Below are 13,372 nucleotides of genomic sequence, written 5' to 3'. Positions count from 1 at the left end.
TTGTCATGCCAATGGCATAGCCGGGTAGCTACATACGGACGGGATAACCGCTGAAAGCATCTAAGCGGGAAGCCTTCCTCAAGATAAGATTTCCCTAGGGGTTTAACCCCTCTGAAGGTCCGTCGAAGACTACGACGTTGATAGGTTGGGTGTGTAAGTGCAGTAATGCATTGAGCTTACCAATACTAATTGACCGTGAGGCTTGACCATATAATAGGTCTTAGACAATTTGTCTTACAATGAGACATGAGCGTTTCCAAAGTTACAATAGAGAATACAGAGAACTTGCTGTTACTAACCAACTAATCAAATTTATTCGTGAGTGGAGTGCGGTATAGAATGCAGAGATGCATCGGTACTTCAAACACAAACCAGTTTTCCTGGAAACAATAGCGCTATGGAACCACCTGATCCCGTCCCGAACTCAGAAGTGAAACGTAGCAGCGCCGATGGTAGTGTGGGAGTTCCCATGTGAGAGTAGGTCATTTCCAGGGCTTAATCAAGAGACCCCTAGTTCAGTGAACTAGGGGTTTTTCTTTTGGGTGAAAAAAATGAAAGAGTTTGGTGTAAGAAAGTATAAAACCTGACTCACCAACACTTGCACGATGCCGGGTAGAATAGCTTCCTCGCCTCGATCAGCTGATGCGCCGGCATTTAAATGAACCTATTTTGAGTCGATCTTACTATAAAAGAGAGTATCTTATTGCGCCTGTTCTGTGAAAAGCGCAATGCCACTTTGCTCTGAAAGTAGTTGGGTGTATTGAGAGACTTTTGCCGGTAAATTATTTCGGCAATGCTAATGTAAGTATTTTTAGTAAGAATTAAGTAGGTAAAATGATGAGCTAGAATAACTCTACAAGCTAAGTCGACAACTTATATTCAGTTGAAGAGGAATAGTAGATAATTGTTGTCTTGTATTGAGCTCTTGTAAAGGAGGGTGATGGCTATAGTGTGAATTTTTATATCTTCTATGCGTGAGTAATAAGTTTCTTATTTTTTATTACTCTCATCACTATCCGCAGGAATAACATGGAAGAAAGTCTCATCTTCTTTAATCAACCCTAAATGTTTACGCGCTAACTCTTCCCTTGCGCCGTAATTATATTTAATGCCGTTAATGACTTGGCGAATATGGTTATTCTGATTGAGGAGCTCTTGATTTTGTTGTTGTAATTCTTCTAAAGAGGATTGTAAAGCATCTAGTTTTTTACGACCGCTCTCTTCATCAAACCAAGTCTGTTTGACGAGAATCCCTAAAATTAGGAGAAGGATAATGAGCAGAAGATGCATTAACTTCATATTTGATCATTTCGCATTGTACGAAAGCCTTTAGATTTGAGATAATAAGCGATAAAATCTTGAACCACTTATTATAGCGTAAAGTAACGAATGAAAGACAGTATAATTGCAAAATTAGAAGAATTAAAAGAGCGTTTAGAAGAAGTTTCTCATCTTCTCTCTGATCCGGAAGTGATTAATAACAATAATAAATTTAGAGAGCTCTCGCAAGAGTATGCTCATTTAGATCCTGTTGTTGCGGAATTTAATGCTTGGAAAGCGAATGAAGAGGGTCTCGCCGAGATTAAAGAGATTTTTGATGGTTCTGATAGTGAGCTTAAAGAGTTGGCGAAAGAAGAGCTTCCTATTTTAGAAGCTGAGAAAGAGCGTTTAGAGAAATCTCTTAGTGTTTTACTGTTACCTACGGATCCTTTTGATGATAGCAATATCTTTCTTGAAGTTCGAGCCGGGACCGGCGGTGATGAGGCTGCGATATTTGCGGGGGATCTGCTTCGAATGTATATGCGTTATGCCGAGGAGCGCCGTTGGGGAGTTGAGTTAATTAGTGAGCATCATGGAGAGCATGGTGGTTATAAAGAAGTGATCGCTCGAGTAACGGGTCAAGGTGCTTACTCTCGTTTGAAATTTGAATCAGGTGCGCATCGGGTACAACGGGTTCCTGAGACAGAATCTCAAGGTCGTGTGCACACTTCTGCGGCAACAGTTGCGATTTTACCAGAGATTCCTGAAACAGAGATGATCGAGATTAATCCTGCAGATCTAAAAATTGATACATTTCGTTCATCGGGGGCTGGTGGGCAGCACGTTAACGTTACCGATTCTGCGATTCGAATTACCCATTTACCGACAGGGGTTGTGGTGGAATGTCAGGATGAACGTTCTCAACATAAAAATAAAGCGAAAGCGATGAGTCTATTGGGTGCTCGTCTATTAGAAGCAGAGCGTGAGCGTGAGCAAAAAGAGATGAGCGAAAACCGCCGGAACTTAGTCGGCTCAGGGGATCGTTCTGAGCGAATTCGAACCTATAACTACCCACAAGGCCGTATTACAGATCATCGTATTAATCTTACCCTCTATAAATTAGATGAGATTATGAATGGCGATCTTGATCAGGTGATTGAACCCTTGATTCAAGAAAATCAGGCAGATCTACTTGCCGCTATTGGTGGAGATGAATAATCTTCAAGGATTATAAGGAAGCGTAGAGTGCAAGATCAATTACAGTTACGGTTATTAGCAACGACCGATATTCATGGTTTCTATATGGATTATGATTATTATCGAGATAACGTTGCTGCACGTACAGGATTGATCTCACTTGCGACGTTGATTGATTCAGCCCGGTCTGAAGTGCCGAATCATCTTCTCTTTGACAATGGCGATCTTTTACAAGGAGCGCCAATGTCTGATTATCTACGGGAATATGCGTTAGAAAAAGAGCATCCGGCCTATACTCTTATGAATGCAATGGGTTATGATGCCGCAACCATTGGAAATCACGAGTTCAATTTTGGGGTCGATTATCTTAAAACAGTGTTGAAGCAGGCACAATTTCCCTATGTCAATGCCAATATTTGTGACCAAGAAGGTGAGCCTCTATTGCCTCGGTCAGTAATATTAGAGCGAGAAATGGTGACTGATCAAGGTAAGAAAATCCTGCTAAAAATCGGTGTGACGGGTATTGTGCCACCACAAGTGACCACTTGGGATAAAAATCATTTAGATGAGTATGCGTTAACAAACCCTGCTTTAGAGAGCTTTGATGCGGTAGAAGCTATTCAGAGAGAAGCACTATTATTGCGTGAAGCCGGCGCCGATATTGTAATTGCATTGGCACATACGGGGATCTCTCGCCGACCTTTTGAATCGGAAATGGAGAATAGTGGTTACTATATTGCTCAAATTCCAGAAGTAGATGCGCTTATTACAGGTCATCAACATCGCCGTTTTCCTTCAGAGAGTTTTCGATTTTCAGCGGATCTCGATCAATCGGGATATGAATCCTTGGGGATTGATGTAGCTAATGGTACGATTCTTGGAACGCCTGTTGTAATGCCCGGTTCTTGGGCTCGTTGGTTAGGGGTAATTGATCTAAACTTAACATTCGAGCAAGATCAATGGACGGTTACAAAGGGCCGATCAGAGCTACGATTTATTGAAGAAGATTGGCCTGTCAACGGTCAAGTTAATCCCTATTATCGTTCTTTGATGCAAGATGCCCACGAAGCAATCCGAGCGATGATGAAAGTGCCGATCGGTGTATGTCAAACAGGTTTCTATAGCTATCTATCGTTAATTCAAGATGACCACTGTATTCAGATTGTCGCAGATAGTCAGCGAGCAATGGCTGAGCAGTTGTTAGCATCAAAAGCGAAAGAGACTTATTTCCCGCAATATCCACTTCTCTCGGCAGTTCCTCTTTTTAAGGTGGGAAGCCGAAAAGATGACCCGAGTTATTTTACAGAGATTGATCCCGGAGAGCTCTATTTTAAAGATGTTGCCGATCTCTATGTCTATCCTAATTATCTTGTAGTATTACAAATTAGTGGCGCTAATTTAAAAGAATGGCTTGAATGTTGTGCAAGCATCTATCATACAATTAATCCGGCAGCTGAAACGCCGCAACAGCTCATCAATTGGGCGCAATATCGACCTTACAACTTCGATATTATTAAAGGGATTGAATATCAGATTGATCCTTCGCAATTACCGCGTTATGCACCAGATCTCTCATTATTGAATGCGGGGAGTGAGCGCATTATTGAACTTCGTTATCAAGGAGCGTTGATCGAACCAGAAGATCAATTCTATTTGGCAACCAATAGCTATCGAGCCTTAGTTGATCGTTTTCCAGGAGCAGGTAGCGGGCAGGTGGTCTGTGGAACGATGATGGAGATTCCTGAAGTGATTCTCTCTTATATTCAGGCTACATCTCAACGGGGTGAGTTAAAAGTTGAACCCGATTATAATTGGGGATTAGCGCTCTCGGCATTAGGTAATGCAAAATTACTATTTGAGACAGCCAATAGTGCTAAATCCCGAGAGATTATTGAACAGAGTTGTCGTTACCCTATTCAATATGTCGGTGAAGATCCCGAGAAATTTGCGCTTTATCAGATTGATAGCGGTTCATAATCGGGATTTATTCATCAATCTGCTATGCCTACTTTAATGCCGATTGGTAGAGTGATGTCAGTTTTTCTGTGAGTGTTGTGAGGACCTTATCCCGTTTACTATCAATCATTCGGCCATTTTTCTCATAATATTCCGGATGAGCTCTGAGATAGCGATTATCGTGAATAAATGCTTGTAATGCCGACTGATCTTCTTTAAGGTCTTTGATTTGATTGAGATAAATAGGTGTTAATTCAGCGTGGCTACGACCGCTTAAAGCTCCTACCATATAGAGCATTCGTGATAAGAGATGAGCAATGGCTTCATCATTGACGCAGAATGTTTCCAGATCTTGTAGATGATCCATTAGGGAGCTACCGTAATGTTTGAAAGAGGCCGCAAGTCCGCCAAGAATAGCCCCCGTTGCCGAAGCCGCACCTAGTGTTGTAAATCCTGCTAAAGCATCAATGCCAGCAAATAGCCCTGCGCCAACACCTGCACCTTTGCCAAATTGCACAGAGAAATCGATGAGATTTTCACTCGTAAAAAGTTCTTGCTCATATTGTGAACCCTCAACCGCAACCGCAAAATAGGCGATATCTTCCTTGTTAAATTGATAACAATTGAGTAGGTTTTGTAGTGTTGATTGCTCTAGTTTCTCAATGGATTGATTGAGGGATTTCATAATTTTATCGGCATTCGTTCCCCGCTTTTTCTTGACTTGCAATGTCATTAAATTGAGGTAGAAGTTAGCGCAGAGCTCCATTGCCGTATGAAATCGTGTTTGTTCAGCAATCTCTTCGAGCTGAATGTAAGCCATAATTTCTTGATAGAGTTCCGGAAACATAATGGCAATCTGCTCATAAAATCGACGCTTTTGCGGTGGCATAATGGTATCAAATTCTAGATAATGATGAATACCGTGCGCTTTAAGATGTTGTTTCCAAATATCTAAATATTCCCCTTGGATAAAATTTAATATCGGGAGAATAGGGCGATGAGTTTTTTCAATAAGGGTTAATTCATCATCGAATTTAGGCAAAAAGGGAAGTCGGCAATCGACAATATAACAGGTAAGATCAGCCTCAAAGAGCTGCTTAATCACTTTCACTTCCTGCTCAAATTCAGCTTCGACTTCAGGATCATTGGCAAATCGTAGGAGATTGTCGGCTTCTTCCATACGAGTGCGTGAGGGATAACGGTTTTCTAAGAGATCTAATACCCCCATCGCATCTTCAATGCCGGGGGTATCGATATAGGTGAGTGTCAGTTGATCTGAAGAGCGTTTAATCTCGGCCACATCAATTGTGGTGGAGGCTTCATTTCTCACTTCGCCAAAATTTCGCTCGCGCGTAATAGTGCGAATTAAGGATGTCTTTCCTGTATTTGTATGACCGACAATTGCAATTTTTAAGATCTTACCACTCATATATCCCCCTGTAACTCAAGGCTCTATTATGCCATAAATAGCATAGTAATAGGGTTAAGAATCAGCTATTGTGGCTTGGGGGTAACTCGTAAAATCTCATTGTCATAAAGATTAGGTTGTAATTTTGCTTGCCACTCTTTGATGCGGGATTGATCATTCCCTTCGAGTAGAATAATCTCATTATTTAAAGCGAGATTAAGAAGCGTATAGATTCGGCGTAGTAAGCTCCGATCCGGTGTGAGCTCGCTATCAATATAGAGTATTAAACTCGCAAGCGGTGCCTGTTCTAGAGCTTGTTGTAATGCGCTAAAGGCTTTTCGATCATTAATAATCTTAATATTATGGGGTAAGGGGTAGGCATAATCGAGCGCAACCTCCATTTGATGCTCCCCTTGCGTAATGGTTTTCACAGGTCGCACCGTTTGCGGACGTGCTTTAGCCGGGTCAACAATCTGCGTGAGCGTTTGAGTCACGCTTGCAACTGTGGGGGGCATAATCTGCCGATGCCGGCGATAGGGAATATAAGCGCAGAGAAAGAAGATCAATCGAGGAATCAATCCATAATAGAGAATCATCAGAATGACCCATTTTGCCCACATTGCATTTTCAATGGCTGAGGGCGTACTATTGAGGCTATGTTCAATGATTTCCGGGGTGATTAAGGATTGATGAAAGAAGCTCGGTAGATAATCTAATACCGCAATAATCTGATAATAGAGTCCATTCTCTTGTGGAAAGAGCGTACTGTAGAGATGAAACTCATATTGTTTGAGGGTAAATTGAAAAAAGAGACTCACAATTAGCGCAACAAAGATCATCAGCCAAGAGAAGTGCATTATTGATTTCATCAATCGCATCAATTGCGCTGTATCGGCTTCACTTAAAGCGGGGTTGATTCTTGTCGGCGTTGCTGATTGATCCCCTTGTAAACGGTGTTGAAGTTTTCCAATCTGTCTTTGCAATAGTAATAATAGTTCAGAAAAGAGTGAGTGTTTCCGAATGAGTGCAAAGATTAAAAAGAGATAAGAGGGGATTAAAATGCCTAATACCAGTGCAATCGGATGAATAGGGGAAGAGAGCAGCGCACCGCTACCGCTGATCGTAATCAAGATGATGAGGATTGCAAAGAGCGTGATAACCATTTTTGAGGGACGCAGAGAAACAGCGCCCACCTGATTGATGAGCGTTGCTTTATGATCCGTTAATTGAGAACGATTATTCAACTCGCTCATAATTTAAGGTATTTCCTGTTACTTTGGTAATACGAATTTTGCTACCTGCCGGGATATTTTCTCCGGCAATACGCCATACTGAATCCCCTAACGGTAAGCGACCTTCTCCCTCTTCAACAGCCGTTGTAATCGTATAGATTTTGCCAATATATTCCGCACCACGAACTTGATTAGGATCTTGTGAGCGGATATCTTTTTCCCCACGTTTATAGGTTTTGATACCAATGAGCACAGTGATAATTGAGAGAATTGCGAAGAGCAGAATCTGCATCATCACTGAAAAGGTGAAAAAGTGAAGCAACGCCCCCACGATGAGCGCTGCTATACCTAGCCAAAAGAGGAAAACGCCGGGAACCAACATTTCAAGTAATATCAAAATAGCGCCGAGAATCAGCCACACCATCATAGGACTAAAACTTGAAAATAGGGACATTATTACGACTCCTTACCTGCATTTTTAACTAATTCAGCGATACCTGCAATAGAACCTACCACGCTTGCAGATTCCATTGGCATCATAATGATCTTGCCATTATCACTCTCAGCAATTTTGCCAAAAGCTTCTACATATTTCTGTGCAACGAAGTAGTTGACGGCTTGAATATCGCCCTCTCTAATTGCTTGAGAAACCATCAGTGTCGCATTTGCTTCCGCTTCTGCTAAACGCTCTCTCGCTTCTGCTTCTAAAATCGCCGCTTGCTTTTTACCTTCAGCCGCTAGAATGGCAGATTGTTTCTCCCCTTCTGATTTGAGAATCTCTGCTTCTCGAATTCCTTGTGCTTCTAAGATTGCAGCCCGTTTTTCCCGCTCAGCTTTCATCTGTTTCGCCATTGAATCCACGAGATCTTTAGGGGGTTCAATATCTTTAATCTCAATACGAGTGACTTTAACGCCCCACGGTTCTGTCGCGTGATCGACGACTGCTAAGAGGCTTGCATTGATCTCATCTCGTTTTGAGAGTAGCTCATCAAGATCCATAGACCCCATTACAGTACGGATATTGGTCATTGTGAGATTGAGGATCGCTGAACCTAAATTATTCACAGCATAAGCTGCTCGTGCAGCATCGTTAATTTGAAAGAAGACAACGCCATCGACGCGTACCATTGCGTTATCTTTGGTGATCACCGCTTGAGAGGGAACATCGGCAACATTCTCCATCATATTGATTTTATGACCAATACGATCAAAAAATGGCACGATAAAAGAGATCCCCGGTGTAATCGTTTTCCGGTAGCGACCGAAGCGTTCAACGGTATATTCACTACCTTGAGGAACCATCTTGATTCCCAAAAAGATCATTAAGACGGCAATAGCCGCGATGATCAAGACTAAAATCATACCTGTACTCATAATGAATTAATATCCTTTTAATTGCCTAAAACAGGGTATTGAAAAAACACCTACATCTTTCAGTGAGATAGGTGTTTTATCTCCAATTGTTAGTATAAAGAATATTACGAACAATAGGGAAGAGATTTTATCAAAAAATAGAATATTATCATTAAAATAATAATATTGATTTTTAATAAATATTGAGAGTAATGCTTAAATGATCAATTTAGTGATTCTACTCATTATTAATGAATAAAGCAGTGATCTTAGTGGGTATTCAATCTGTGTTGATTAGGCACTAAATGAGTTACCACAGCCACAAGTTGTCGTTGCATTAGGGTTACGAATCACAAATTGCTCGCCTTGAAGATCATTCACATAATCGATCTCTGCGCCGACTAAATATTGATAGCTTAATGGATCAACTAAAAGCGTCACTTCTTGATTGACCACTTCTACATCACCTTCTTCGACTTCATTGGCAAATGCAAAACCATATTGGAAACCTGAGCAACCGCCCCCTTGAATATAGACGCGAAGTTTCAGTGACGGATCACCTTCTTGTTCAATTAGGCTTTTCACTTTAAGTGCTGCTGAATCTGTGAAATTAATGCCTGTATCATCGATCATCGACATAGTGTTCTCCTTGAATGAAAATAGTTCAAATTTGTCTTCTATTATAGCTTAGATTTCAATTCTTCGGGATACTTTTGCCGGCATTTGTAATGATCCTCGATAATAGGGTGCTACAAAATGGTGTTCTTGTTAGAAACAGTAGGAGAGTCTGTTTTTATGGTTGTGTTGTATAGTAAATTCAGTTTAAGAAAAATGGCTTTTAAAACAGCTTTTGTATGGTTTTAAAAGAAGATAAAACCTGACTGACCAGCTCTTGCAAGATGCGGGATAGAACCGCTTCCTTGTTTCGATCAGCCGATACGCCAGCATTTGAATCAACTTATTTTGAACCGATATTACTATCTGTTGTGCTTTAAGTAGGCTCTGTCAATTAGAGCAAAAAAATACCAACAGCATTTAAAACTGTTGGTATCTCTTATATTGCTTGTTGTTATGTTGCTTTTATAGAACTCTTATATAGCTTTTATAGTTATGCCATTCTTATAAGATTGAGATATTACTTGTATCTTATATCGATGACACTAAAGGATGCTATTTGCTCTCTTCTTCATCTGGAACAACTGCAATGGCTAATTCATCTAACTGCGCTTGGCTAATATGTGCCGGAGCATCGGTTAAGAGACAAGCTGCCGATTGTGTTTTCGGGAATGCGATTACGTCACGAATAGAGTTTTGCTCTGCCATTAACATTACTAGACGGTCAAGACCAAAAGCAATACCACCGTGAGGAGGTGCACCATATTTAAGCGCATCTAAGAGGAAGCCAAATTTCTCTTCCGCTTCTGCTTTATCAATGCCGAGAAGTTCAAAGACTTTCATCTGCACGTCGTGTTTGAAGATACGAATTGAACCGCCGCCGAGCTCTGTGCCGTTTAAAACAAGGTCATAAGCATTGGCAATGGCATTAGCAGGATCTGTTAATGATTCAATGCCTGTTTTTGGTGTTGTAAATGGATGATGCACCGCCACATAGCGTTTTGCGTCTTCATCATATTCAAACATTGGGAAGTCAACAACCCACATAGGTGCCCATTTGCAAGTCAGTAGGTTAAGATCTTTACCAATTTTAACCCGTAATGCGCCGATTGCATCATTCACAACAGTGGCTTTATCAGCACCGAAGAAGATAATGTCATTATTTTGGGCGTTCGTCGCTTTGAGTAATTCCGTTAATGTTGCATCATCTAAGAATTTCACAATCGGTGATTGTAAGCCGTCACGACCTGCAGCAATATCATTGACACGAATATAAGCCAGACCTTTTGCGCCATAACGACCTACGAAATCTGTGTATTCATCAATATGACGACGAGTAAATTGATCAGAAGCGCCCGGGATATTGAGGGCAACTACACGACCACCTTCACGATTTGCCGCTTCCTTAAAGACTTTAAAATCACAACCTTTCATCAATTCTGTGACTTCAGTAAACTCAAGTGGAATACGAAGATCAGGTTTATCTGAACCAAAGCGAGCCATCGCTTCGTGCCAAGTCATACGTGGGAAATTATCTCCAAGATCCACATTGATTGATTCTTGGAATACATTGCGGATCATCTTCTCGGCAATATCCATAATCTCATCGGAGGAGAGGAATGAGGTTTCGATATCCACTTGGGTGAATTCAGGTTGACGATCTGCACGGAGGTCTTCATCGCGGAAACAACGGACGATCTGATAGTAGCGATCAAAACCACTGACCATCAGTAGCTGTTTGAAGAGCTGTGGGCTTTGTGGGAGTGCAAAAAATTCGCCGTGATGTACACGAGAGGGAACAACATAGTCACGCGCCCCTTCAGGTGTTGCTTTAGTTAAGAAAGGTGTTTCGATATCGAGGAAACCTTGCTCATCAAGCGCTTGACGGATATAGCGGGTCACTTTTGAACGCAACATAATGTTTTGATGCATTCTGTTATCCCGTAGATCAAGATAACGATATTTGAGACGAACTTCTTCAGAGGTTTTATCATCCCCTAATTGGAACGGAAGAGGCGCTGAGCTATTGAGGATCTCAAGTTGCTTGGCAACGACTTCGATTTTTCCCGAAACGATATTCTCGTTGATCATTCCTTCAGGGCGAGCAATCACTTCGCCTTCGATTTTGATGACATATTCATTACGAATCTTTTCGGCTTCAGCAAAAGGGGTTGATAATAGTGCAGGGTCGATAACCACTTGCACAATACCTTCTCTATCTCGAAGATCGACAAAGATAATCCCACCGTGGTCACGGCGACGATGTACCCAACCAGAGAGGGTAACGGTTTTGCCAATAAGATCTTCGTTCACTAATCCGCAATAATGTGATCGCATAATGTTGTTGTCCTTAAAAATGAATCTAAATATTCCCCAATCAAGGGGCAAATAAAAGGGTAAATTATAATTGAATAATTTGAAAAGCAAATGAGATTATTATAAGACATTTTGCGGAAACTTTCAGAGGAAGATATGTGAAAGAGTTGTCTTTAGGAAAAAGGGTGAATGCAGAAGATCTTATAGATCTTAATCCCCGTTTAGCCCCTTCAAGATCGACTCTCGAATAAAGGGGGGATTTTAGATTGTGATCCGCATACCATTTATCGCAGAGTGATCTTGAATAATAGTCTAGGAACCTACGTTGATTCGCAGTGAAACCTTTGTAATAAACGTAGGTTCCTAGATTTAAAGCCTATCTGTCCTCTATTGATTTATATATTTATTATTAGAGGCGATACTACTCACCATATTTTACTAAGCTGTGAGGATATTTTTCCTCTTAGGCTTAGCCCTCCTTTGTTTATGTTTAGATTGTGGTGATGCTTTTATTTCATAGTTATTATCAATCTAAACACAAAATTTGATAACGCTGACACCTTTATGATTAGCGTATTTATTCTATAAATGCAAATTTTTTTGACGAATGTATTTAGATAAATATCAAATGAGCGCTCAATAAAAGGGGCTAATTGCTCTTAAATAGTGCTATTTGCTATTTTGAGATTGTTGTTATGAATTTTGTGAGAAAGGTGCAGATCATTCTCGGGCTATCTTTTAAAATAAGATTGAGGCATTATTGCTCAGAGAGATTGATTATCGGATTAAAGATCGCTGTAAATTGTGACTACTGTATGAGATAAAATCATTATCAGATTGTTAATGTATAGTATTCATAAGTAGATCACTAAAAGCAGATAACTAGAAGTAGGTAATGCTATTTATTGCGAGCGTCCTTGATTGCGATAAAGCACATAGATACATAAGCACATAAGAATAAAAATAAGGATATTTCACAATGGGGATTGAGTTAGTTGTTTTTCTACTATTAGGTTGTGTGATCGGGATTATCTCAGGCCTTTTAGGGGTTGGTGGCGGTACAGTTGTCGTGCCGACGGTCGTCTTTTTCTTAGTCTCAATTGGGGTTGATCCTGATTTGGTAATGAAAATCGCATTAGGTTCCTCTTTTGCTGTCGTTGGTATTACAAGCCTCTCTTCAGTCATTGCACACCAACGCCGGGGTTCTGTCGTTTGGTCTGTAGTATTTTTATTAGGGATTGGGGCAATGATAGGCGTGGCGCTCGGTAGTCTTGTCGTGAGTCGCCTTAATAATTTAGTACTACAACTTTTCTTCTGTGTTTTTTTGGCTTATACCATTTTCAATATGGTGCGAGGCGCGTCTAAAAAAGAAGCCGATCAAATGATTCCCTTTGCAAAACCGCTCTACCTCTTAGTCGGGAGTGTTATTGGCTTTATCTCAAGTTTCGTCGGTATCGGTGGAGGAGTGATGATTGTACCGGTTTTAAGTAAAATCGGTTATAAAATGAAAAACGCTATTGCCTCTTCTTCTGCTGTTGGAATGTTAATGGCGTGTGCCGGTGCGCTGAGTGCCTTAGTAACAGGTTGGAATGTCGCGGATACGCCAGATCATTCTCTTGGATTTATCTATCTTCCTGCGGTGATAGGCTTATCGATCACGAGTTTTATTTTCGCACCGCTTGGCGCGAAGTTAGTCTATATTCTGCCGGTAAAACGTATTCGGCAGATCTTTGCCGGCTTTTTAACATTGATTCTATTGGTCTTTATTTACAATAATTTTATTGGTTAAAATTTATTGGTTAAAAAGATATGGCGCTAGATTTTTATTCGATAGCACAAGCGCAAAGCGTTAGAACCGCATAAGTGGATGTCTTATTAGTGTAGGGATTCGAAATGTGGAAATTTGAGGCAGAGAGGACGCATAAATCGAATCAATGAATAAGCAGATAAGAAGCGGGGCGAGTTCCTCGCTTTTTTGTATTATAATTAAAGTCATTTATTTTCTTGAAATAGGGTCTTGAAATCTGTTCAGATC

General features: G+C 40.7%; 10 protein-coding genes and 2 rRNA genes. 5 read left to right on the top strand and 7 right to left on the bottom strand.

Going from position 1 to position 13,372, the window contains the following annotated elements:
• Together DC083_RS02830 and rrf are read left to right on the top strand one after the other, a co-directional pair.
• Window positions 1–210, top strand: a 23S ribosomal RNA gene (locus tag DC083_RS02830); the annotation flags it as partial.
• A gap of 169 nt (window positions 211–379) precedes the next feature.
• A 5S ribosomal RNA gene (gene rrf / locus DC083_RS02825) occupies window positions 380–494 on the top strand.
• 496 nt (window positions 495–990) lie between these two features.
• Here rrf and DC083_RS02820 read toward each other — a convergent pair.
• Window positions 991–1,299, bottom strand: a complete 309-nt coding sequence (locus DC083_RS02820) for a septum formation initiator family protein (protein ID WP_109188720.1) — start codon at window positions 1,297–1,299, stop codon at window positions 991–993.
• Window positions 1,300–1,389: 90 nt separating this feature from the next.
• On the opposite strand from DC083_RS02820, the gene prfA reads away from it, so the two are divergent.
• Together prfA and DC083_RS02810 are read left to right on the top strand one after the other, a co-directional pair.
• Window positions 1,390–2,478 (top strand): peptide chain release factor 1, encoded by a 1,089-nt coding sequence (prfA, locus tag DC083_RS02815; protein ID WP_026878744.1) that lies wholly within the window; start codon window positions 1,390–1,392, stop codon window positions 2,476–2,478.
• 27 nt (window positions 2,479–2,505) lie between these two features.
• Window positions 2,506–4,434 carry a bifunctional 2',3'-cyclic-nucleotide 2'-phosphodiesterase/3'-nucleotidase gene (locus tag DC083_RS02810; protein ID WP_157954876.1) on the top strand — a complete coding sequence of 643 codons (1,929 nt, stop codon included), beginning with the start codon at window positions 2,506–2,508 and terminating at the stop codon, window positions 4,432–4,434.
• Window positions 4,435–4,462: 28 nt separating this feature from the next.
• Here DC083_RS02810 and DC083_RS02805 read toward each other — a convergent pair whose 3' ends face one another.
• The 6 genes from DC083_RS02805 to aspS form a co-directional block, all read right to left on the bottom strand.
• Window positions 4,463–5,842, bottom strand: coding sequence for a GTPase/DUF3482 domain-containing protein (locus DC083_RS02805; protein ID WP_109188718.1), 1,380 nt, complete (start codon window positions 5,840–5,842; stop codon window positions 4,463–4,465).
• Between the two features lie 65 nt (window positions 5,843–5,907).
• The gene (locus DC083_RS02800; RefSeq protein WP_109188717.1) at window positions 5,908–7,074 is read right to left on the bottom strand and encodes a DUF2868 domain-containing protein; all 1,167 of its coding nucleotides are present in this window, start codon (window positions 7,072–7,074) and stop codon (window positions 5,908–5,910) included.
• Complete coding sequence (locus DC083_RS02795; protein WP_109188716.1) at window positions 7,058–7,507, bottom strand: NfeD family protein; 450 nt, start codon at window positions 7,505–7,507, stop codon at window positions 7,058–7,060. The genes DC083_RS02800 and DC083_RS02795 overlap by 17 nt, the downstream gene beginning before the upstream one ends.
• A 2-nt stretch (window positions 7,508–7,509) precedes the next feature.
• Entirely contained in the window at window positions 7,510–8,427 is a 918-nt protein-coding gene (locus tag DC083_RS02790; RefSeq protein WP_026878747.1) for an SPFH domain-containing protein, read from the bottom strand.
• 273 nt (window positions 8,428–8,700) lie between these two features.
• The gene (gene erpA, locus DC083_RS02785) at window positions 8,701–9,045 is read right to left on the bottom strand and encodes an iron-sulfur cluster insertion protein ErpA (protein ID WP_026878748.1); all 345 of its coding nucleotides are present in this window, start codon (window positions 9,043–9,045) and stop codon (window positions 8,701–8,703) included.
• A 531-nt stretch (window positions 9,046–9,576) separates the two neighbouring features.
• Window positions 9,577–11,358, bottom strand: coding sequence for an aspartate--tRNA ligase (aspS, locus tag DC083_RS02780; RefSeq protein WP_109188715.1), 1,782 nt, complete (start codon window positions 11,356–11,358; stop codon window positions 9,577–9,579).
• A gap of 958 nt (window positions 11,359–12,316) precedes the next feature.
• Between aspS and DC083_RS02775 the strand changes: the two genes are divergently transcribed.
• Window positions 12,317–13,126, top strand: coding sequence for a sulfite exporter TauE/SafE family protein (locus tag DC083_RS02775; protein WP_109188714.1), 810 nt, complete (start codon window positions 12,317–12,319; stop codon window positions 13,124–13,126).
• Window positions 13,127–13,372 lie beyond the last annotated feature (246 nt).

This window comes from Ignatzschineria ureiclastica, assembly GCF_003121845.1.
GTDB lineage: Bacteria > Pseudomonadota > Gammaproteobacteria > Cardiobacteriales > Wohlfahrtiimonadaceae > Ignatzschineria > Ignatzschineria ureiclastica.
The sequence above is the reverse complement of the archived record's forward strand: the minus strand, read 5'-3'. Positions and strand labels throughout refer to the sequence as shown.